General features: G+C 53.7%; 17 protein-coding genes and 8 pseudogenes. 13 read left to right on the forward strand and 12 right to left on the reverse strand.

All coding sequences use genetic code 11. The features are described 5' to 3' along the window. Positions 1-359 precede the first annotated feature (359 nt). Positions 360-581, reverse strand: a pseudogene (locus JFV26_RS13400) (TcpQ domain-containing protein); the annotation flags it as partial. 281 nt (positions 582-862) lie between these two features. Between JFV26_RS13400 and JFV26_RS13405 the strand changes: the two are divergent. Beyond that, a pseudogene (locus JFV26_RS13405) lies at positions 863-1,195 on the forward strand (IS3 family transposase); the annotation flags it as partial. Between the two features lie 425 nt (positions 1,196-1,620). On the opposite strand, the gene JFV26_RS13410 reads toward JFV26_RS13405, so the two are convergent. Next, positions 1,621-2,385 carry an AraC family transcriptional regulator gene (locus JFV26_RS13410; RefSeq protein WP_201193032.1) on the reverse strand — a complete coding sequence of 255 codons (765 nt, stop codon included), beginning with the start codon at positions 2,383-2,385 and terminating at the stop codon, positions 1,621-1,623. Between the two features lie 99 nt (positions 2,386-2,484). On the opposite strand from JFV26_RS13410, the gene JFV26_RS13415 reads away from it, so the two are divergent. Further along, positions 2,485-3,609, forward strand: coding sequence for an MFS transporter (locus tag JFV26_RS13415; protein ID WP_201193034.1), 1,125 nt, complete (start codon positions 2,485-2,487; stop codon positions 3,607-3,609). A 356-nt stretch (positions 3,610-3,965) separates the two neighbouring features. Here the strand turns inward: JFV26_RS13415 and JFV26_RS13420 are convergent. Further along, positions 3,966-4,463 (reverse strand): annotated as a pseudogene (locus JFV26_RS13420) (integrase core domain-containing protein); the annotation flags it as partial. A 6-nt stretch (positions 4,464-4,469) separates the two neighbouring features. Here JFV26_RS13420 and JFV26_RS13425 point away from each other — a divergent pair. From JFV26_RS13425 to JFV26_RS13450, 5 genes and pseudogenes are all read left to right on the forward strand, one after another. Further along, on the forward strand, positions 4,470-5,120 hold the full coding sequence (locus JFV26_RS13425; RefSeq protein ID WP_242487820.1) for a tyrosine-type recombinase/integrase: 651 nt from the start codon (positions 4,470-4,472) through the stop codon (positions 5,118-5,120). Between the two features lie 111 nt (positions 5,121-5,231). Further along, a pseudogene (locus JFV26_RS13430) lies at positions 5,232-5,426 on the forward strand (transposase domain-containing protein); the annotation flags it as partial. A gap of 37 nt (positions 5,427-5,463) precedes the next feature. Further along, a pseudogene (locus JFV26_RS34845) lies at positions 5,464-5,919 on the forward strand (transposase). Positions 5,920-6,596: 677 nt separating this feature from the next. After that, positions 6,597-7,010 (forward strand): annotated as a pseudogene (locus JFV26_RS13445) (IS5 family transposase); the annotation flags it as partial. Next, positions 7,002-7,184 (forward strand): Tn3 family transposase, encoded by a 183-nt coding sequence (locus JFV26_RS13450; protein ID WP_201193161.1) that lies wholly within the window; start codon positions 7,002-7,004, stop codon positions 7,182-7,184. The pseudogene JFV26_RS13445 and the gene JFV26_RS13450, both read left to right, overlap by 9 nt. On the opposite strand, the pseudogene JFV26_RS13455 reads toward JFV26_RS13450, so the two are convergent. Continuing rightward, positions 7,139-7,288: pseudogene (locus JFV26_RS13455) on the reverse strand (Tn3 family transposase); the annotation flags it as partial. The gene JFV26_RS13450 and the pseudogene JFV26_RS13455 sit on opposite strands and share 46 nt — an antisense overlap. A gap of 7 nt (positions 7,289-7,295) precedes the next feature. Between JFV26_RS13455 and JFV26_RS13460 the strand changes: the two are divergent. Further along, a complete protein-coding gene (locus JFV26_RS13460) occupies positions 7,296-7,514 on the forward strand; it encodes a Tn3 family transposase (RefSeq protein ID WP_201193042.1) in 219 nt (72 codons plus the stop codon). A gap of 483 nt (positions 7,515-7,997) precedes the next feature. After that, the gene (locus JFV26_RS13465; protein ID WP_201193044.1) at positions 7,998-9,905 is read left to right on the forward strand and encodes a restriction endonuclease; all 1,908 of its coding nucleotides are present in this window, start codon (positions 7,998-8,000) and stop codon (positions 9,903-9,905) included. Between the two features lie 466 nt (positions 9,906-10,371). Here JFV26_RS13465 and JFV26_RS13470 read toward each other — a convergent pair whose 3' ends face one another. Then, on the reverse strand, positions 10,372-13,809 hold the full coding sequence (locus JFV26_RS13470) for a lipopolysaccharide kinase InaA family protein (RefSeq protein ID WP_201193046.1): 3,438 nt from the start codon (positions 13,807-13,809) through the stop codon (positions 10,372-10,374). Between the two features lie 554 nt (positions 13,810-14,363). On the opposite strand from JFV26_RS13470, the pseudogene JFV26_RS13475 reads away from it, so the two are divergent. Then, positions 14,364-14,702: pseudogene (locus JFV26_RS13475) on the forward strand (transposase); the annotation flags it as partial. 129 nt (positions 14,703-14,831) lie between these two features. On the opposite strand, the gene JFV26_RS13480 reads toward JFV26_RS13475, so the two are convergent. The 7 genes from JFV26_RS13480 to JFV26_RS13510 all read right to left on the reverse strand — a co-directional run bounded on the left by JFV26_RS13480 (position 14,832) and on the right by JFV26_RS13510 (position 18,874). Continuing rightward, positions 14,832-15,260, reverse strand: coding sequence for a hypothetical protein (locus tag JFV26_RS13480; protein WP_201193048.1), 429 nt, complete (start codon positions 15,258-15,260; stop codon positions 14,832-14,834). A gap of 1 nt (position 15,261) precedes the next feature. After that, positions 15,262-15,465, reverse strand: coding sequence for a hypothetical protein (locus tag JFV26_RS34850; RefSeq protein WP_446739921.1), 204 nt, complete (start codon positions 15,463-15,465; stop codon positions 15,262-15,264). Beyond that, entirely contained in the window at positions 15,449-15,715 is a 267-nt protein-coding gene (locus JFV26_RS13490; protein ID WP_201193050.1) for a hypothetical protein, read from the reverse strand. The genes JFV26_RS34850 and JFV26_RS13490 overlap by 17 nt, the downstream gene beginning before the upstream one ends. 149 nt (positions 15,716-15,864) lie before the next feature. Then, positions 15,865-17,331 carry a type III secretion system translocon subunit SctE gene (gene sctE / locus JFV26_RS13495; RefSeq protein ID WP_201193052.1) on the reverse strand — a complete coding sequence of 489 codons (1,467 nt, stop codon included), beginning with the start codon at positions 17,329-17,331 and terminating at the stop codon, positions 15,865-15,867. Continuing rightward, entirely contained in the window at positions 17,328-17,813 is a 486-nt protein-coding gene (locus JFV26_RS13500) for a SycD/LcrH family type III secretion system chaperone (protein ID WP_201193054.1), read from the reverse strand. The genes sctE and JFV26_RS13500 overlap by 4 nt, the downstream gene beginning before the upstream one ends. A 130-nt stretch (positions 17,814-17,943) precedes the next feature. After that, positions 17,944-18,498, reverse strand: a complete 555-nt coding sequence (locus JFV26_RS13505) for a hypothetical protein (protein ID WP_201193056.1) — start codon at positions 18,496-18,498, stop codon at positions 17,944-17,946. Between the two features lie 19 nt (positions 18,499-18,517). Then, positions 18,518-18,874 (reverse strand): hypothetical protein, encoded by a 357-nt coding sequence (locus JFV26_RS13510; protein ID WP_201193058.1) that lies wholly within the window; start codon positions 18,872-18,874, stop codon positions 18,518-18,520. 633 nt (positions 18,875-19,507) lie between these two features. Between JFV26_RS13510 and JFV26_RS13515 the strand changes: the two genes are divergently transcribed. The 3 genes from JFV26_RS13515 to JFV26_RS13525 are packed head-to-tail and all read left to right on the forward strand — an operon-like array spanning position 19,508 to position 20,760. Then, the gene (locus JFV26_RS13515) at positions 19,508-20,230 is read left to right on the forward strand and encodes a helix-turn-helix transcriptional regulator (RefSeq protein ID WP_201193060.1); all 723 of its coding nucleotides are present in this window, start codon (positions 19,508-19,510) and stop codon (positions 20,228-20,230) included. Between the two features lie 6 nt (positions 20,231-20,236). Then, positions 20,237-20,452: a type III secretion system needle filament subunit SctF gene (gene sctF / locus JFV26_RS13520; protein WP_201193062.1), complete on the forward strand. Its 216-nt coding sequence runs from the start codon at positions 20,237-20,239 to the stop codon at positions 20,450-20,452. Then, positions 20,449-20,760, forward strand: a complete 312-nt coding sequence (locus JFV26_RS13525) for an EscG/YscG/SsaH family type III secretion system needle protein co-chaperone (protein WP_201193064.1) — start codon at positions 20,449-20,451, stop codon at positions 20,758-20,760. The genes sctF and JFV26_RS13525 overlap by 4 nt, the downstream gene beginning before the upstream one ends. Positions 20,761-20,764: the final 4 nt, after the last annotated feature.

Raw genomic sequence — 20,764 nt, forward strand, 5'->3', positions numbered from 1 at the left:
AGCCATTGCGCGTCAACGTAGGTTCCAGGTCGTCGATGTGACGTGATAGTGCCGACTCGACGACATAGACTGAGACGGGGCGCTCACCGGTTCTAAGCCAACGTTAGGTGCAGCTGTACTTGCAGCGGCGTCCGCAGCTTGCTCGCGAGCAGGTCCATGGCGTCGTCCGTCAGGATCGACGCGCAGGCATCTTCATTTCCAGTGCAGGTACGTAGCAGCCATTCGATGTACTCACGCTGCGCTCCAATAATGTCGTCCAACGAGAGCATGTCGGTACGGGCGCCGATTTCCTCCATGTTGTCTTTGCGCAGGTCGCTGCGCAGCACAAGGTGACCAAGAAGCACTATGGACAGCAGCCCTAGGCGGCTCTGGCCGGAGTCAGGCAAGGTGCTGACCAAGGGTGTACGCCCATAGCGAACGACCGGTTCTTTCTCCGCAACGGCGCCGCCTGGGTATAGATCCGGCGCAAGCATGTCCGGGTTACGGCTGCTGTCGGATACAGGCTTAGGCGCCGGCGCCGTTTGGGTTGTGCAACTGGCGACGAGCGCGAGCAGGGAGAGTGTGGGGACGTGCCTGATCATGTGCCGAGGCCCCCTTTAATGATGGGGCCCATGTTGGCATGGCTGCTTGCTATTGCGCAGTATGAAATAGAAAACTGCGTCTTGAGGTATTTATACGGTATGCAGTGATTTCAAGAAAGCTTCATGCCCCCCGCTTCGGTATATCGTGACAACCAGTCACGATGAGCGAAATACGCAATCATCAGTCAAGGGCTGTCTGGCATCCTGCGTAGGTCGGAGTTTTCGGCAAACAGAGGCTGAACAGGGAGCATAGCTGTAACGTCCATGAGCCGGTTGATTGATTATGCAAGGTGTTTGAAATCAACCGTTCAAGTTACTACGTCCACCGTCTCAGGCGCCAGACTCCTGATTTTGAACGGCTTCGGTTGCGCAGCCGGGTGAGTGAATTGTTTTCGCAAAGCCGCAGTTCTGCCTGCAGCCGTAGCGTTCTATCGTTGATGCGTGACGATGGTGAGCAACTCGGTCGGTTCAAAGTGCGCAGCTTGATGCGTGAGCTTGACCTCATCAGCAAACAATCAGGTTCTCATGCCTATAAACGAGCGACGGTTGAACGGTTGGATATCCCGAACACATTGAATCGGGAGTACTCTGTCCCGGTACCCAACCAAGTATGGTGAGGAGACATCACCGACAGTGTGCCCGGAGTTCAGGGCGAGAATGGATGCTCAAATGAACCACGAGTCTATCTGGAATGAGATGGTCAGCCTGGTTCGAGAAACTCGTTGAGCCTAGACTTACAGGGTTTTTCGAACCGGGCTGACTATACATTAAGTCTGGCAAACGATTGCCTGGCGGCATTCTGCGCCAGCACCTGTATCCCTTTCAGAAGCCTGAGCGGAAGAACATCGGACAGTAGAAGGAAGTCGCCCACATTGCCCGAGTGACAAGCTTGCAGGAGGACTTCGGTCGGTGGAAATGCTTCACATCGGCCGCTCATGATCTTCTCCCAGCCCCATTTGCGCAGTTGCGATGCACGCCGGTAGTCCTTTACGACCACTCCTCCCCGCGAATAGTCGCTTCTGTCATCGGTCAGCCGCATTCAATTGAAGTAGGCCCCAGGCGTCGTACCGGTCATGTTTTTGAAGAATGCAATGAATACGCTGTCGCTTGAAAAACCCAATTCGAATGCGCTATAGGCGATGCTACGGCCAGTGGCGAGTAGCTCAATGGCCCGCATCAAGCGCCACTGCTGACGCCATTGTTGATAACTCATGCCGGTTTCACGCCGGAAAATCCTCCCTATAGTTTTGCTGCTGGCGGCGACTTGGGTCACCAGCACCTGTAACTCTGGTGGCAATTGTTCGGGCAGGGAGCTCAATGCAGCCAAGCGCTTGTCGTGAGGCAATGGCAGCAACATGGGTTGTTGCGCCGCTTCACACACTTCAATCAGGCACAGCCCTAAAAGATGAGTGTATTTGCCCTGGCTCCAGTCAGCGTCGAATTCGGCCAGAGCCATGGGTTCCAGTATCGCTCGTAACAGCGGGCTGACTACTATCACTCTGACTTGTTTTGGCAATTCGCTGGACAGGTGCGGCGACAGGTAGATTGAGCGGTAATCCACGTTGTGGCGCATCACTGCACGATGCATGACGTTGGGTGGAATCCAAGCCGCGCGAGACGGAGGCAACAGGCATAACTGGTTGGCCAGGGTGATACGTGTGCACCCTTGCCGCGTGTACAACAGCTGGCCGCGTTCATGCTGGTGTTGCCCGGAGTCGTGGTCACCCAGGGTGGCGGCGATGCCGATCACCTGTGCCGCGTAACTATCCGGGTCAAACTGAACGTGGGCATCAAGCCATGCCATAGGTTGTCCCATTTCAGATGTTTATTGGCGTGGCTTGGATAATACGCCAGATAATGTTCTTTAAGCTCCCGGAGTTCTCGCCCATTGAGTAACGCCGTGATGAATTCAAACAAACTGTTGATGCTGGCAGTCGCCTTGCTGATGTTTCCACAGATGGCCCAAACCCTTTATAGCCCGGCGCTATCCGATATCGGTCACGTGTTTGCCGTCAGCCCGCAAATGGCCGCACAAACAATGTCGGTATATTTTTTAGCGTTCGCCTGTGGTGTCGTGGTGTGGGGGAGGGTCTGTGATCGCATTGGCCGACGTCCATCGATACTGGCCGGACTGACACTCTATGTTCTGGCATCGGGTTTTGCGTTGAGCGTCAGCAGCATGCGCGGTCTGTTAATGACCCAGGCACTGGCAGCGTTTGGGGCGGCGGTCGGGTCGGTGGTGACCCAGACCCTTCTGCGTGATCGCTACCAAGGGCTGGAGTTAGCACAGGTGTTTTCGGTCGTAGGTATCGCCCTCGCGGCCAGCCCGGCCATCGGGTTGTTCTTCGGAGGCAGCCTAGTCCAGGGCTTTGGTTATCGGGGTGTGTTGGCCGGCTTGCTGATCCTGTCGCTGACGTTACTGCTCTGGAGCGCATTGATTTTGCCGGAAACCCGACCTCAGAACATCACGGTACCACCGCTGTTCGATACATTGCGGCGAATGCTGCAGGATGTTTCGATCTGGCGCGCAGCTTTGTTGGTGGCGATGTTCAATGTGGCACTGTTCAGCTACTACAGCCTTGGGCCATTCCTCTTTCAGCGATTAGGTCTAGGCGCGGAACTGTTCGGTTACAGCGGTGTAATTCTAGCGCTGGGCTCCGGCCTCGGCGCTTGGTTGAACAAGGGGCTGCTGAAGCGAGGTCTTGGTGGCAAAGAGTTGGTGGCCCTGGCGGCAGTAGTGATGTTGGTCGGTGGCGTCAGTGTGTGGCTGTTACAAGGCCGCGGCTGGTTCGTCCTGCCGATGCTGCTGGTGGTGCTGGCGTTTGGTATGGCCATCCCGAACATCCTGGGCGCAGCGCTGACGAACTATGGCGATTGCTTAGGTACGGCTGGCGCGTTGTTTGGATTGTTCTACTACCTGATGATCGGCACTGGCCTGATGTTGGCAGCCTCAAGCCAGAACCTGGGCGAGACGCTAGTGGTATGTGGAGCAGTGGTCATGTTGCTATGTTGGTCAGGGCGGCGATGATTTTTCGTGTCTCTCATGTTGTGAAAAATACAGTGCCTCATTCCCCTGCATGGACACAGTCGTGTTGGCGCTGACCGAAAACTGACCCACTTGCGATAGCTGAACAACAGATGACGTGAACGGCCAACCGGTCTGACGAAGATCCTGACACGAGAATCGGCTTTTGAAGCCGCGTCAGTTTTATGGATCGCCAGGCGCGACTCTCATCGTGGCGCGGGGCAAGCCCCAATTGGACGCCGGATAGATTTAAGCAAGCCAACCACTTCATCCGTTAATCAGTATTGCAAAAAATGGGGTGACCATAGATTTTCAACCAGTGTGGATTGGCCCCTTTTAAACCGGACACCTATACCCCGTTAAATTGATGCCGCTGCCAAGCGCCTAAACTTCCATGGGGAGAGGTATTTCAGCGCGCTGTGCGGATGCTCCTCGTTGTAGTACTCGAAGGCAATCGCCAGGTTACGTAGTGCCGTTTCCCGGTCAGGTTTAGGCATGTGCGCGACGTAGTCGCGTTTGATCGTATTAGCGAAGCTTTCAGCCATACCATTACTCTGCGGGCTGCGCACAGGTGTGGTCACTGGCTGCAAGCCGATCTGTCGGGCAAACAGTCGCGTCTGCTCAGCGATGTAGGCCGAGCCATTATCGCTGAGCCATTGCACCGGTGTGGCGGGGAGTTGCTCACCGAAGCGCTTTTCAACCGCCTCCAGCATCAGGTCGCGGATATCGTCACCGCTATAACCTGTAGGGCTGGCCACCCAGCCGATGGCTTCGCGGTCGCAGCAGTCCAAGACGAAGATTACGTGGCCTTGCAATGGCCGCCAGCTCTGCAGCTGGCCCAGAAAATCTTGGCCATCCCGATGATGCGCTTCGACAAACCACTGCTCGGGTTCCTCTCCCACGACGAGGTTCAGGCACTACTCGCTGCGCCCGATGCCAATACATGGTGTGGCCGGCGCGATCATATCCTGATCGCGCTACTTTACAACACGCGGGCCCGAGTCTCCGAGTTGATCGGCATCCGCGTGGCTGATGTGACGCTGGAAGCCACGCCCTCGGTGTGCCTGCACGGCAAAGGGTGTAAGCAGCGAACCGTGCCGCTGTGGAAGGAAACGGCCGTCGAGATTCGCCACTGGATGCAGTACGTTGGTTTACGGGCGGAGCAGCCCCTCGTACCCAGCCGACGCGGACTGCCGATGACGCTCTCGAGTTTGACTGAGCGGATTTCCTTGGCTGTCACTGCGGCGATAAAGACGTGCCCCCAGTTGCAGCAACGCAAGGTATCACCACACACGTTGCGTCATTCGACAGCCATGCACCTTTTGCAGGCCGGGGTGGATATCACCGTCATCACTCTATGGTTGGGCCACGAAAGCCCGGTCACCACTCACGGTTATGTCGAAGCCGATCTGGCCATGAAGGAACATGCGCTTGCCACCATCGGCCCACCCGAAATCAAGCGCACGCGTTATCGTCCGACTGACGCCCTGCTGAAGTTTCTGGAAAGTCTCTGAAATTATGCAACGTCGGCAGCGGTGTGCAGCCAGGCGTACTGCCACCGCCGCCGCATACCCGACATAATTTCCGACTGCGGATAATTACTTTTATGCCAAGCTTGGCATAAACGCAAAAACTGGTTGTTTACCGGCTCAGAGCGCGCCGGACGCCGAGCGGCGGCGATTCAGAGTTTGCTGGCGACGGCCAAGTTGAACGGTATCGAGCCGAGTGCATGGCTGAAAGATACGCTGGAAAAGCTGCCAACCCGGCCCAATAGCCGGCTGGATGAGTTACTGCCGTTGAGAGCAACGGTCGCCGAGTAAAGGTGGCTGGGTTGGAGGCTTACGTTGCAACGTCTTGTTGCGCCGACCGGTTGAGCGCGCCGATGAATTTGATAAGCTTGACGCAATTCTGGACAACCTGACTCGCCAACATGCTCGCCGTTTACGCGAACAATTCGGCGTTGGCCCTCAAACGGCGGCCGTGCTGCTTTCGATAGCAGGCGACAACCCGGAGCGCTTAAAAAGTGAAACAGCTCTCGCCGCCCTCTGTGGGGTCAGTCCTTGACCCGCATCCTCGGGTAAAACGGTGCGACATCGTTTAAACCGAGGTGGGAATCGGCCTGCGAACAACGCCCTATGGACCATTGCGATGGTACGCATGCGCAGTGATCCCAAAACCCAAAGCTATGTCGCCCGGCGTGGTGCGCAAGGTTTGTCTTCCAAAGAAATTCAGCGCTGTTTAAAGCGCTATATCGTCAGGGAGCTATACCCTTTGATCCTCGCGGATCTAGCCGACTTGGCTCGATCTTGTTGACATAGGGGCGTCAATGCGCCGATGGAACGTGTATTCCGGAATTTGAAAACCGAATGGATACCGACCACGGGCTACCGAACGACCCAAGAGGCCCAGCGCGACATCAGTCATCGGTACAACTGGATTCTCAGCTGTGGCGGTATCATGGTTAAATTCCTTGTCAATAACAGAAATGGTAAAAAAGGTTGATTATTGGTGGGCGGCGGCGTGGAAAGGTTCCTGACCGTACTGGCTTACTGGTGCACTTTGGCCACTCCGGCAGATCTAATTTCGTCAGAAATCCCCAATTTTCGTAACCGCCATGTCCTACAAGGGGGATCAGGTGGCGCAGGGGAAGCCGGTAAATACTGATCTGTATCAATACCTGTCGCCGTTGGGCTGAGAGAGCACATAAACCTGACCGGCGATTACGTCTGGCGGCAGAGCCGCAAGCTGGAAGACGGGAAGTTCAGGCCGCTACGACAGGTCGGAAAACCTTAGTCGAATACCCAGCCCGTAACAGCTGGGTCTGAAGCGCTGGGGACAATGTAGCCTCCGATATTCACGGTAGGTCGAACCGCGAGGCAAGACCCAATCTGCCAGCATCAAGGCGGAGAGGTGCTAGCTAGGCTTTGTACGGAATCCCTTGAAATATCTATTTCTGTAGAATCCGCTGCCATTAAAGCCAGGAGGCCACGATGGCAAAGCGGTATGAACTCCCCGACGCAGCCTGGGATTTGATTGCAGATATCTTCACTGAAACCCGACGCAGCGGACGCCCGCGTGCCGATGATCGCCTGATGCTCAACGGCGTGCTCTGGCTGCTCTGCTCAGGCGCGGCCTGGAGAGACATGCCAGAGCGCTTCGGCCCTTGATCAACGGTTTCGTGACTAGCGCAATCGCGGAATTTTCGAGCAGATGCTCAAACGACTTCGTATCCGATTGAACGAGCAAGGCTTGATTGATCTGGAAACCTGGATGATCGATTCCACTGCTGTGCGCGCAACCCGAACCTCGTCAGGCGCCGGAAAAAAAGGGGGCCTGAAGAACCGCAAGACCACTCGCTCGGACGCAACCGGGGTAGCCTGACGACCAAGATTCACATGCTGTGCGCTTCCTGCGCCAGCTATAGGGTCTCGGCCGCCATGGCGGTAGCCTCGGCTGAGTTCGGACAGATCGAGAAAACCCTGCAAACGCTGACCTACATCGATGATGAGTCCAAGCGCCGCGCCACCCTGACCCAGCGCACAAAGATGTTCACCACTAGGCCCAAAGCCCCGAGTTGATCCTCCTGACCTTCGCGGTAGCGCTGGCGAAGCTCGCCGCGTTTGCCATGGAACACGGCACGGACGAGGCGGTACCGGCCTTCGCCGCGATTCAGCTGGAACACCCTCTACATGACGGTCGCCGTAGAACGGCTAAGGCAGCACGGCTATCCAGTGCTGGACGAGGATCTGGCTCGGCTGTCGCCGCTGATCTGCGAGCACATCAATATGTTAGGACGGTACACCTTCGCAGTACCGGAAGAGGTCCCCGAGGTGAGCTGCGGCCACTGCGCAATCCAGAGGACGATCAGTGACCCCTCCGGCAAAAAGGTCGCATCCTTCAGGGCTTGACCTGATCCGCTCCGACACCCTATCGGCGCTTTAGTCAGCGGGACATATAACTATGCACACTTATACTCCCTCCCTTCAGCGCGCCTAATCCAGGTTTTCCGTTTTGACAATATTTGCGCGTTTCTTGAAAGACATGGCCATTGGGGGTTGTTTAGGCTGAAGCAGCCTCACCAGCGGTGCTTTCCAGGGAGCTGAGTCACGCACATCAAACATCCTAATAGTTTGAGGTTGCAAATATGCAGCGAACCAGTACCTCACTTCAAGGCGGACGTGCAGACACCGGATCACCCTGCCACGCTGCACAATGTTTTCATGCAGCAAACAATAAGCATGGCGTGTTCATACATCTCGCCACGAGTCGCGGCCAATGCACAGGAAAATTTGACCCGGGAAATTCTATAGTAGCGTAAACAAGAGCAGGTATCGCAAACGTATGTTGGACTCCGGGAGCTTCCGGGATATTTTTCAGAGAGGGTCACCACAATGCTTATTGGGCACAACTTGCATCATATGCAACCCACTGTGACGGGTTCTGGCACTACAGAACAGACCCAGGCCGCAACCAGCCAGACTATCAGCAACACCAATACGCCGCTGGATCCGCATCGAGTACGCGAACTGACGTTTATTGGAGTAGGCAGTAGTGTGGCCTATCTGCTTAATGAACTTAATGGTCGCTTTGCCGAAGACGGAGTAACGTCACCATTTTCAGGAAAGGTCAGTATTGTCGGTAAGGAGGACTCTTGGTCGGCGAATGTTCGCGGCCAAGGCTATCTCAATCAGCCAGCCGAACTCGTCAGTCAATGGGGGCAGCAGGTGCCAGTATATGACCCCGATTATGCTGATCGTGGCGAATTTTCTGCGGGTAACCAACAACAGTTGACACAAGCAGTGGGGTTGGGCGCAGAGCATCTGGAGGCGCTGGCAACGAGTATTAAGCGGCTGGATGACGGTTGCTTCCGAATCCGCTTGCACAATGGTCAGGCTCTGGACAGTCGGCAGGTTGTATTGGGGGCTGGTGCCGGACCTCATACCAGTATCTGGAACAGCTCTACGCCACACACTCAAGCAGAAAAACGACTGGACAACATCAAGCTGCATGAGCAGGAGGCTTTGCGCGGCAAGGTGTTGGACCTGGATGAGTTTATGCGCGTCACTGACGCTGCTCCCCAGCAGTTCGCGGGGAAAACAGTGGTGGTACATGGACCAAACGCAGGCATTGATGCAGTTGAACGCGCCGGGGAGCTTGGGGCAAATGTGGTTTGGTTTACCCGCAGTACCAATCCGCTGTTATTGGATGGCAACCATCTGAAGTTTGCACCTGCGTTGGCTAAAAGTGCTTTGCGCAAAGTGGATTCACTTGATATCTATCCAACGAAACAAGAGTACGGTTCGGCATTACGACTGGACTACACTTCGCCAGAACAAGACATCAAAGACGCGCGCACTTCCTTGGAGGCGGATTACTACGTTTATGCCTTGGGTCAGGATATTCATAAGCCGGGTAGTGCTGGAGCCATGCTAGGCAGTCTTCTTGATCACCTGGAGCCTGTATATGACTACGATCAAGTCTATAGCGACCAACCTTTCAAGACAGTAATAGGTTTGCAAAGTCGCGGTTCCAATAGTGATAACGGTTTGATTATTGTCGGGGCGGCAGTTGCTCAGCTGGCTACCAATGTTCAGCATAGCTATAAGGATCACGCTGTAGACCGCATATTTGAGGAAATGACCAAGTACCCCGGAAAACAGGCAGAAGAGTTGTCGCAAATGTTGTTAGAGGGGGCGACATCAAAACAGATCCAGGCACATATGCAAACTTGGCGATTGGATAACGTTCAATCGCCCGATAAGCAGGTATTGCAAAATCAAGTAGAGGATTATTTGGCGGCCCGAGACTACTTTCAGCAACAAACTAACGAAAAAAAGGGCAACCTGCGCGGGGTCGCAGCAGAGGTGGAAAATCAAACCTTGACCGAGGTGGCATCTGTCATCGTGTCGCCACAGTTAGGCACGATCAAGGCCTCGGCTGCAGCATTGTCGGGACTGATGCCAGCTTATGTGGCCAATGGAGAAAATAACTTTACCACCGACAATCGCACCATGCTCCGCGCCGGCATTGCAGATAGATACCCGAATATAGGTAACGCTGAAGCCAGTGGGTTTATCGATGAAGTAGTTGGTTTGCGTCACCTTGATCGTCAGCGATTTATTGACAAAGTAGCAGGCGAAATGATGGACAAAGGAGTCCAACCATTGGTCTCATTGCAGCCCCCGGTGCTAGGTGTCCCGGAGTCGGTCAGGACTGCTTATGAGGCGCGCTTGCAAGCATTGAATTCTGGAGCGCGCGATGATACGCCGTTAAGTCAGCGCTGGTTGCCCGAAAAATAGTTCCAGAGGCGAATTGCGAATATTAGGCCTTGTTCGGATGCCTATTTTTTCGATGTGCGGTGTTTGATCCCTCACCGCACAACCGCCGAATCTACGCCAGTAACGACGGCAACGTGGAGTTTGCTGAGCAACGACTGAGCTTAAGTGCACTTTCTGTTCCGGTGCTCCCCAAACCCCAAACCCCATCGTTTGAAGACATTCAAGATTAGACTAGCAGGAATGCCGGGGAGTGAGTTTGTCTGATAAAGTGTCGCAGCGCAACCAACGTACACGTGACGTCGGCCTTGCCGGACGAATTGCCCGTAGATCGCTGCGGCGCCTTTGCCGACCTTCAGGAATAGAACTTATTGCTCCCATACACGTGGCGGTGTCCCGACTTGGTACTGCGGTACACCACTGAGGCGGGCTTGGAAACTGGCGAAAACCACGTGAACACCTGATCTTTACAGTGACTACGCGCTGTTCGCTAACTTCTCCCCAGAGCCGAAAATTGCTGAGCAAACTTCTTCCTCATGTCATTTTCTTGCCCTAGATTCACCCTTACTCCTTTATCCTTAAGTCTGGCCCTATCAAAATCAATCACAAAAAACTTATCCTTACCATTGTCATATAGAATATTTTCCATATTAATATCATCGTGAACTATTCCATTTTTAGCCAGCATTTCTGTCAGTTCATCGACAGGATTATTATTGGATTGCCTCAACTTGTTCATAATATGTTCTACTAGCGGAAAATCCTTGTCTTTTTTTATGCTACCCAGCGTTCGGCCTGGCAGTAGCGTCATCTTCACGGATACATATGAGTTGCTCGGATTATCAAGAGCAGGATAAGTTATTAAAGATGCAGCCTCATCACCATACAGTCGCTTCATTCCGTCTACCTGGTTTAAAGCATACACTTTTACCCCGCTTTTATCAGGAGTAATTAGCCCCTTATAAACCTTCATGACGTTACCATCGTGCATATTATAAACCTCACCGGCTGTTCCGCCAGCAATCAGCGTCCAACTTTTTTCAACTTGCTCCGGCGGACGGCTATCAGCATTCATCCGGATTAATCCACTACCACTACCCCGCCCAACATTTCCATCGGTCCTTACTTTTTTCTGATGCCACAAATTTGACTGATGCCGTATTTTGTGCGCAACAACATCCTTCCTCGTCGCGCCTTGTATAGGCTTGGGAGCACCTGATTGGGCATTTTGCGAACCCATCAAGCTGGGGACCGGCTGATCGACGACCTTCGCTATCGTTGGATTGGGTAGTACTTTCGCCCCTCCGCTGGCTATTATCCCGGCCAACCTAGGCCGTAGATGGAATACAGTATTTTTAACATGTCGATAGAGGTCAAGCACCTGCCTGATGTTCTTTAATGAATACACTTCTTTCAATACGGCCTTTCCTGTCGCAGTTCCAATAGGAAAACCAAACAGTCCGGTCAGAAGCCCCCCGACAATCGCCTCATTCATGAGATATTCGGTGCGCTCAAGCCGCTGGGACAAATGTGCCTGTAGTCCACTTACACCAGCAGAACCTCCACCCGCGAGCAGCGAAGTTCCAACGACGGAAAGTCTACCCAGTATCGTACCTGTCCCGGGGATAGCAATGGCGGAGCCGCTGACGAGAAGATTCAATACGCCTTTAACCGCGTTCAACATTTGCTCTGTTATTTTCTCGGCGTGCGAAAACACCAGCGTGTCTATATCCGACTCCAGTCTACCCATAAAACCATCAAATAGTTTATCGGGTAGATCACCTTGACTACCAATAGACTTAAAAGAAAAGGGCCTCGTGATTATCTTATCTTGATTGAGCCATCCAAATCCAATGCCCGCACCTGGCGGCGTTAACTTATATTCAAATGCATCTGTTTCATTGGCGTGCTTTAAGTTATAAACGTATGGTATTTTTGCGAGCACCCAGTTTTTAAATTCAGTGGATTCCGGAAAAATTGGCACCACCTCGGCTTTTGACTTCCCCATTTCACGGAAGGTGTGACTATGACTACCTATGTGGAAGTGTTTGGGATCATCCACGCTGAACAATAATCCGGACGAGCCACCTGAGGGTATAAAAAATACACCATTAAGTTTAGCGCCGTGGAATTCAACCTCTTGCGCCTGTAATTCTCCACTTTGAAACTTCTCCACTGCTTGTATATGCTCAGGCTTCGCATGAGGGCGATTTAAATACTCCAAGCAGCGCAAATTAATAATGTCAGCATAATACTGCTTTAGCTGGCTACCAGTTTCGTGGCTTTTTTTGTATTCTGTCAGGGTATCTTGCATCAGCTTTTGCAAGTCGGTTTTTTTTAGTTCATTTATTAGTTTGGAGTGCTCCAGAAAGTAATCAGTATAGCCCGGACCTAGTACTCTGCGGGCTTCGTGCAAATATACGCCAGAAACAATTTCGATCAGCGAATATTCCAGTACCTTGTCTCTGTTCTCAGGGACAGCCATCAATAGTCTTGAGTTATGACCAAATGTGACTTTTATTTTGCTTTCCGAATTTAAATTGGTTGATGTTTTTGTACTGCCTTCGAATTTTTTTATGCCCACATCAATAAATTTCTTAATAAAGTCAGCAGGATCCATTATCGGCTGATACATGTTCTTTAATTTATTTGCCAGCTTAACAACTTCCCTAATTACCGACCGCTGATCATCTATACTTATTGATGGCGCCATCGTTATATTTTGCCGAAAGGGCGGAACAACATCATCCGCGCCGACAGAGCCCCAAGGCGTCACTAGTTTGTTGACAATGGCATCCATCCGCGCCATCAACCCATCCGCCGACTCCACGCTACTCATACCAGAGACGCTGCTGGTGCCCTTATCGGTCAGCGCTCCGGAGTTCCCAGGCTCAGGGAGCGGGAAGGATGATACGTCCGTGGGGGGCATCATCACCTTACCAGGGTATTCTCTCACCGTTTCAACTGATGCGGTGTCGGCAAAGACAGTGCCATCTTCAGCGATAATTTCTAGCTGAGTTTCAGGAAGCTTGACGTCAACACCCGCCGGGGTGGTTGTAGTAAGCCCAAATGGCAGTGAAGCAAGGGCCAGTACCTGCTCCGTCCATGTTGCGTGAGCATCAACAGCGCCGGTCAATGCCTGTGCGCCCGATTCGGGCGCTTTATGGAACCTACGTGCCCTCTCCATCCGATCGGACCATTCACTCTCTTGGTGTTGATCCTGGGCCTTATCCGCTTGCTCATAGCGCGCCAGGGCGCCTCGAGTGTCCACGAAGGATGAACTGCTGGCATAGACGCCGTTATTGCAGGTCACCCCCAAGCTGCCCTGGGCATACAAGGCCAAGACCAGCTTCTGCATCACCGTTTCAGTGCGATAGAGTGCAGGTACTACCGGCAGATTCCGTTCATCCACCTCCCACGGTGCCTTGCGATCATGAACGGATTGGTCCAGCTCCTGGGACAGGTGAGTCAGGGCGGATTTTACTTCGTGGTAAAGTTCTTTCAAATTGGCCCATTGCTCAGGCGCATTAAATACATCCACAAACTCCCCCAGGGAGAGCCAGACCTGGTTAGTTTGCTGTTGCTCACGAACGGTCCAGGTCAGCTCATGAAGCTCCAGGTAACGTTTGCCGGCCTCCGTGTAGTGCTTATCCATTTCCGCCATCAGAATTTGGCTTTCACGGGGCGTGGGCTGCTGGCCACTTCCACTGACACACTTCAAGTCCTGAGCTACCTGCCTGATCAGCGTTTTAAAGTCTGAGTTGTCTGCCTCAAGGGTCGCGAGGCGGTAATGGAGGACGATGAGATCTTTCTTTTCTTCCTCTTCTGCATTTTTTGCCTCTTTGGACCACCCTGAAGGGGGAGTCAAAAAGGCGGTTACGCTCAGTAAACCGCGGCCTAATCTGGCCATATGTGCCGTGCGCTGCATCAACTCCTGACAAACTTTCAACGCCGGCGACAGTTGGGAATGTCCCCGAGGGACGTCCCACGAAACCTGTTTGCGGCTGCCAGGCAGAACGGACCATAAGGTGGGAGCCTCAGGGGACGCAGGCCTGGATTGCGCAGCGGCTGAAGGCGGCGCAGGTTGGGGCTGAAGAACTGCTGGGGGCAGTGGGCGCGGGGCGATAGGTTTCATACTAAAGTCATCTCGCTTTGAGCGGGGGCTCCGGTGGTCTGAACGGTCTTCGACACTTTATAAATGGATGCCTGCTCGGATAAACCGTTAGGCAGCTACGGCCGGTGGTAGCGACAGAGGCAATGAAAATGATGCTGAGTTCATTTTCACCTGTATGGGCGCATTCCTTGAAATAACTTGTCTGCGGAAAGTAGTTTGGCTGACTCTCTCCACTGATTTTCTGTAAGTCCTTCTGGATGATTACGCCCGATGGGCAGACCATACTCGGTGGGAGCATCAGAGCATTTACGTAGGCAATTTAAAGAGAGGGCTTTCGGAATTACAACTTGCCCGAGGACGAGGCTTACATCCCAAGCCCGCGCGGCCGTCCCCGCAAACGCTGTCGATGGCTGCTGGCCGACAAGGGCTATGACGCTGAAGCCTTGCGCCGTTACTGCGACCGTTATCGGATGCAGCCAGTGATCCCGTTGCGAAGCATGAAGCGCAAGCCTCGACCGGGTTTGCCTAGGCTCTTTGATCACCCCAAATACCGACAGCTCAACATCATCGAGCGGATGTTCGGATGGCTGAAGGAGAACCGCCACATCGTGGCCCGCTTCGACAAGCTCGCAAAAGGATTTGCGGCAATGGTCTCATTGGCCTGTGCCATGGGGTGTTTGCGACAATACTTTTCGTACAGAGCCTAAGGTCCTTGATCATTTCCCAAAATGAGTCGCTGAGTTCATATCGCTTTGCCATCAGGGGCTCCTGCCGTTGATGGCGGCGATTTTACACATCCAAGCATTTCAAGGGATTTCGTACAGAATCTAATGCCATTACGACCGCGCACCCTTTGAACCGAGAGGATAAACCAACCAAGACTCACCATCGATCTTTTGCCAGGCCGCCCCTTTCGCCAGCAGTATGCTCGCCAGTCGCCTGCGGTCCCGGCTAATTTCCGGGTCGGCAAAACTTTCGACAAAACACCCACGTACTGAATTGAGCTGCTTGATGTTGCACTCTATTTGATGAACCAGAACAATGAACTGGGAAACCGCTCCACCCGCTCCGTTATCTCCTTGGTTGGCGATAAAACTGCATACCGTCAACATCGTGTTCTCACACCGATACACCACTTCGAAGCTGCTCAACCGCACTCGCCATCCAACAACAAAATCACTTTTTCCAAAATAGGCAACCTCAGGCTGCAGCCCTTGAGATTTGAAAAAACGTGTGACGGGGTCAATTGACGGGAGCGCCGGCATCTCACCGCCCTCCAATCTGCACGGAATTCATCATGCGTTCATATTGGGAGTTCAATTCACGGATTGTATCGCGTAATTGTCGAGAGGCTTCGGCGGCAAGCTCAGAGGCCGTAGCCACCGTTTTCGCAAGCTTTTCCGCGACACCGGTCTGGAACTCTCCCAATAATTGAGCTTGTTGTGCCTCACGATTACCACTCGCGGCCACAGCACCACCAATCGAGTCCGTGATTTTTCCCGCCCCCCGGTGGCCAGCATCGTCGCCTGCCCCCCATCGCGGCGCCCCCCACGCTCACAACGCCAGAGACCATCTGACTGATTGCGCCAGCCATCGCAGACTTGTAGGTGGATTCAATGGCGCTTTGCTTTGTATCGAACGCCGTGACGAGTTTGTCAAACACCGTTTTTTGCATGCTATCGTGGAATTCGCGCTGGGTATCGCGCATGTCGGTGTTCATCTTTCTCATTAGCATCGTGATCTGGCTGATGCTTATGCTCGCGCCCTCCCCAGGGTGGAACCCCCGGTGTCGGGAGCGTCACCTTGCACGAGCGAAGTAACAACAGGCTGTTGAGTAGTGATCGTAGTAGTCATTTTATGCTCCTGATATCAAACCATTGCCGAGGCAATTTGAACCTGTACCGCACCGGTCTGTGCGATTGAGTGGCTGCCGTCCTGAAGGACTTGGGACTGCCCGTCGAACAATTCACTAATGTGTTTCACAACCGTCTCTTTTTCTTCTTTGTAAAAATCGAAAATTGACTGCAGCCACTGCCGATCAAGGATCAACTGGTTGATCTCTTTTTGCACACTGGCGCGGTCATGGGCTACAGCACCGGAGTAGAAGCGACCCGCACCGGCGACAACTTCCCGAGTGGCATGAATGGCCGGATACATTGACGCCTTGAACGTTGCTTTCATAACGTCACGGCTGATCTCTTTAGTGACCGCCTTGGTGACTTCCTTGACCGTCATTTCCACACCATTGTCGATCGCGCCGTGCCCGACTTTCTTCACCGCCTTGCTGACCAGCTGCTCAATGCCCTCCTGAGAAAATTTCTCCAGCATCCGCTGCACACCGATTTTCTGCACGAACTTCTCGACCAGCCCCTGAGCGGCACGCGTGGACACCTCCATCGCACCCTTGCCCAGGCCCTGCATAATTTGAGTGGCCACCTGCGACGCTACTTTCTTGCCCACCTCATCCGCCGCGTTGTTAACTGCGGTTTTGCTCCCGGTCTTGATTCCTTCCAGCAGGGCCAGATCGGCCCCCTCCTTGAGCACCGCACCGGCTACTTTAGGAATCACCTTGGTCACCAACATATTGCGCACTGCGCTGGTGATATCGACCGCGGCCCCGGCTATTTCAAAAGCCAGTTGGACGTGACCGGCCACATCGGCAATCGCTTTGTACGTTTTAGCGTTACCCGGATCGATCAGGGCCATGGTGTTGGCTGCGGCCTTGACCACACCGGAGATCCCCGCCGCGAAGTCCATCGCTCCGCCGGCAATCATCATGGGATTACCCGTCACCACCCCACCGACGATTTTTGCCGCCCCTGTGACAATTTCAACTGCGGCGATAATCCAGTCGAAGACCACGCTAAAGGCCCCTGACTTCTGGACCTTATCCAGTTGTTCAACGGCTCTGTCCATTTCTTGCTGGCGTACTCGTTCTTGCGCTTGCGACATGATCGTCAAGGATTTTGACTTAGCCTGCACAATATTGCCCAGCATCTCACTGCACAGCATGGTCGCGAACAACATGATCGATCCCATCGGGATACTTTCGAGCCCCTGCAAGGTCATTGGCTTAGCGCGCTCGCCTTTGACGGGGACATGCGCAAAGATCCGCTCCGCGGCTTTCATGGCCTCAGCTTGAGTCACCTGGAACTTGGCTGCTGGGGGGGTAATAACGGGTAAATGCTGCTGGCGGATATCGCTGAAGGGGCTTGGCGCACTGCCGGTGTCATTAGCCCCCAAGCGTACCTTGCCCTGCCCGTCCACAGGGTCGGGCACGAGCAGCGGCTCGGTTGGCGTCAACTCCGGCGGGCGCAGGTTTAAGGTGATATTCATGTTGATGGCACCACTGCACAACGTGCCAGCATCAGCGCCGCACTGTGTTGAATAGCCTCGTGTTCGGGTTGTTGGTTACACCATTTGATAGCGGCATTAAAGGCCTTCCGGGCACACACGACCTGCCCCAGCAGGCTATGGCTGATGCCAGCCAAATAGGCCGAGCGGGGATCGCCCACCGTAATCATGCCCGCACGACCAAAACTGCTGATGGCCTCGGCGTGCAACCCTAACCGCTGATTACACAGCCCCAACGCCAACCAGCAATCAAAATTCCAGTGGTCGATGCGCACCAGCACGATGTAAATATTGCGGGCCGCTGGAATGTCGTCAGAACTGAATAGCTGCGTCGCATAGGCATATAACCTGTCGATATCAGCTTGCTGGATATCCGCCAACATACGAATCGAACCACCCCGCGCGAAGAAATACTGAAGCACTTCGTGGTCGTCCTGACCCGCGCCAAAAAGAGGTTGCGTCATAATGACTCCTTGCAATAACCGTTGGTTAATCTACCGCAGCCACTCCTGCCCGGCTTTCGGCCATAGATGGACGCAAGGCACACCGCCTATCTATGGCCAAAACCAAGCGAGCGAACATCCCGCTACCCGATCAACGGATATTCTGGGCCAGTTCCGAGTTTAGCTTTCCTTGCATGCTTATCGTGGATGATATCCTTTGGGTATCGCTGTTGAACTTCGTCAATAAATCTTGAAGCCTCAACTGATCTAGTTGGTTGGAGTCGGAGGCCGCTCTCGAGGTTGTATCCAGCGAACCGTGGATCGCCTTCATGTCCCCCGCATCGAGAACCCCTCCCTCAGCGGACGCTATAAACTCATCAATGGTCTTGCCACCCACCCGAATGTTGTTTTCTTTCATATAGCTGATGACGCTCTCCGGCAGAGTCCCCCCTGCCTTAGGATCATCCATCTTGGCTATCGCTGCATCCACTAGATGGGCCATTTCAGTGGACTCACGGGCAACTTTCATCCGTTCTTGCATTTTATTAACCAAGCCTTGGCTCGTCTGAGCATGAAACAGCATGCTAACCATCGAGGCCGCCATGATTGGACTAAACACCGACTCACCTTCCCAAGACGACGCTGAAGGGGGGGCCCAGGGGGCGACAGTATTACCCGAACGAACATTATCTACGTTATAGCTCATGACCTTCTCTCCAAAATGCTCAAGCAAAGTTGCGACTGTTGTTTTTTACTGCCTTGTTCAGGGGGACAGACACTTCGCCCCCCCCTCCTGCTTGAGCTATTGCCAGCTCTCGCAGTTGCTCTGCTACTTTTTTCAAATTCTTGTCCGCTGTCGTCATTCTCTCGACAACTTGACGTTGCACGTCATTACCTTCACGGTTCATATAATCATTGAGCTTACTTAATTTCCGCCTGGCGACAGGGTCAGAGCCCGCACTGCGTTGAAGCTTGGAAATCTGCGACTGCAGCGTTTCAAACTCCTGAATTTTACGAGCCCATAGCGCTTGACTCTTACCCAACTCAACCAGCATGGCTTTTAGCTTTTCTAAATCATCCATTGCATACCCCCATGACAACGCCACCAGACTACCTCGGGCCCCATGCTGAGACTTACAAAAGTCGATGCCACTTTACTTTTTTCGCTTTACTGACCAGCCTGATGCTAGAGCGCCAGAATTCCCTGACTACTGTCGCACTACCTCCAAACAGACAGGGCACTGAAACTCGCACTTCCGAACTCGCCTTAACGTTTCCTTTCTATTGCCGTGCCAATCTCTTGCGTGTTTGACCTTGCAAACCGTCCACTATCTTTTACACAAGCCCCCTAACCCCATCGTCCATTGAAGGTCACCCACGCACTGATGTAGTGGTCAACTAATCCCGGACACGACGTTAAGTTTTTTCTCGTCCTGCTGGCGTACTGCCCACTCCTCTGAAAATCCCTCAAATATTCTTTTTAGCGAATCATCGGCCTATGTATTCGCAACCTCGCAATGAACATTAGCCCCCACCACTCCAGCGCGTACTGACTCAAGGGCCGCGTGAACGACCCGAAACGTGTCCACTGTTGATGATCCCGATGAGGCGGAATGGATCGCCCCCTGTCTTTCAGGTGATCACCCGATGCTAAATACCCGGCACTCGCGTAACCATGCCCCTCTCGCAGCCAGTGATCCAAGCTAGGAGGACCGATGCAGGCAATGCGGCTTCTATTCGGAAAGTACGGCGGCAAGGTACAAGTCAACGGCGAGACACAACTGATCCCGCCAAACTCTGTCGTTATGGCCACCTGCAATGCGGCACCTTGCGGCGGGAACAATGACCTTCAGCATTTCGACTTCTACCCTGCGGATTTCCAGCATCTGTACGCGGATGTCGTGGACTTGTTGGGCACCACTCACGGCAGCCTGTTCTGGCGTGACCCCGTCAGGCGGGTGAAAGCCCATGACGACGTGATAATCGTACTGCAGCTGCTGGCCAAGGGGCCGTCCGCAACGCTCTTGCGTTTTGCCTATATTTATTGTCTGGGGGTAGACCGACACTACTTCTCCGCGCTGTTACAACACATCATGACGGGCGATGAGCCGTTCTTTGAGTTTATTGAGGCCCGTGCGCTCAATCAATGGACAGTGACCCGCTATGCACTGGAACTCGACATGCCACTGCGCAAATTCAACCTGTTGTTTCAGGAAAAGTACGGCCTCTCCGCAAAACGCTGGCTGTTGGAACGTCGCCTGACACACGCCCGGGAACTGTTGCTCTCGTCCACCATGCGGGTGCTGGACATCGCCTTTGAATGCGGTTTTTCCAACCACGGGCATTTCACCGAAAGTTTCCGCAAGCGCTACCACTGCTCCCCCAGTCAGTACCGCCTGCGCACGCACACCACTCCTGCCATCGGCTGCACGGGATAACACGTCATGGACATCGAAAGCGTCAATAACCAGCTCTCACAGATGATCGAAAAAGCCGGCAATGACGTCGAGTCAACGATGAACTCAGGCGATATGAACGACCCGACCCGCATGCTCCAGGCACAGTTTGCCATTCAGAAATACTCAACCTTCGTCTCGTATCACAGTGCGGTGATGAAGGCGGTCAAGGACATGCTGGCGGGGATCATTCAAAAGATATGAACGTCCTTGAGCGTGATATTTGCCGCATCGTCTGCGAGGTTGGCCTGGCCGCGGCCAATCACGGTTTTTTCGCGCAGGCCGAGACGATTCGCAACGCCCTGCCCCACCTGGTCGAAGCACTGACTGATCGTCGGATTCTGGAAGCCACGTTGCTGATCGGCCTGGGCCAAACACACCAGGCCATGAAACTGTTGGTCGCCGACGCTTCGGACGAAGCCAACACCCTCAGATGCCTAATCGAAAGCAGCACCCATACTCCCCGGACAGTTGCGCAACAACCGTCCGTCACCCATCCTCAACTAGCCTGAGAGC

It is taken from the genome of Pseudomonas sp. TH31, assembly GCF_016650815.1.
Taxonomy (GTDB): domain Bacteria; phylum Pseudomonadota; class Gammaproteobacteria; order Pseudomonadales; family Pseudomonadaceae; genus Aquipseudomonas.

What these genes read in the sequence shown, in the direction of transcription:
- JFV26_RS13410 (WP_201193032.1), bottom strand. Translation starts at nt 2,385, where the DNA reads ATGGCATGGCTTGATGCCCACGTTCAGTTTGACCCGGATAGTTACGCG.
- JFV26_RS13415 (WP_201193034.1), top strand. Translation starts at nt 2,485, where the DNA reads ATGAATTCAAACAAACTGTTGATGCTGGCAGTCGCCTTGCTGATGTTT.
- JFV26_RS13425 (WP_242487820.1), top strand. Translation starts at nt 4,470, where the DNA reads ATGCGCTTCGACAAACCACTGCTCGGGTTCCTCTCCCACGACGAGGTT.
- JFV26_RS13450 (WP_201193161.1), top strand. Translation starts at nt 7,002, where the DNA reads ATGCTGTGCGCTTCCTGCGCCAGCTATAGGGTCTCGGCCGCCATGGCG.
- JFV26_RS13460 (WP_201193042.1), top strand. Translation starts at nt 7,296, where the DNA reads ATGACGGTCGCCGTAGAACGGCTAAGGCAGCACGGCTATCCAGTGCTG.
- JFV26_RS13465 (WP_201193044.1), top strand. Translation starts at nt 7,998, where the DNA reads ATGCTTATTGGGCACAACTTGCATCATATGCAACCCACTGTGACGGGT.
- JFV26_RS13470 (WP_201193046.1), bottom strand. Translation starts at nt 13,809, where the DNA reads ATGCAGCGCACGGCACATATGGCCAGATTAGGCCGCGGTTTACTGAGC.
- JFV26_RS13480 (WP_201193048.1), bottom strand. Translation starts at nt 15,260, where the DNA reads ATGCCGGCGCTCCCGTCAATTGACCCCGTCACACGTTTTTTCAAATCT.
- JFV26_RS13490 (WP_201193050.1), bottom strand. Translation starts at nt 15,715, where the DNA reads ATGAACACCGACATGCGCGATACCCAGCGCGAATTCCACGATAGCATG.
- sctE (WP_201193052.1), bottom strand. Translation starts at nt 17,331, where the DNA reads ATGAATATCACCTTAAACCTGCGCCCGCCGGAGTTGACGCCAACCGAG.
- JFV26_RS13500 (WP_201193054.1), bottom strand. Translation starts at nt 17,813, where the DNA reads ATGACGCAACCTCTTTTTGGCGCGGGTCAGGACGACCACGAAGTGCTT.
- JFV26_RS13505 (WP_201193056.1), bottom strand. Translation starts at nt 18,498, where the DNA reads ATGAGCTATAACGTAGATAATGTTCGTTCGGGTAATACTGTCGCCCCC.
- JFV26_RS13510 (WP_201193058.1), bottom strand. Translation starts at nt 18,874, where the DNA reads ATGGATGATTTAGAAAAGCTAAAAGCCATGCTGGTTGAGTTGGGTAAG.
- JFV26_RS13515 (WP_201193060.1), top strand. Translation starts at nt 19,508, where the DNA reads ATGCAGGCAATGCGGCTTCTATTCGGAAAGTACGGCGGCAAGGTACAA.
- sctF (WP_201193062.1), top strand. Translation starts at nt 20,237, where the DNA reads ATGGACATCGAAAGCGTCAATAACCAGCTCTCACAGATGATCGAAAAA.
- JFV26_RS13525 (WP_201193064.1), top strand. Translation starts at nt 20,449, where the DNA reads ATGAACGTCCTTGAGCGTGATATTTGCCGCATCGTCTGCGAGGTTGGC.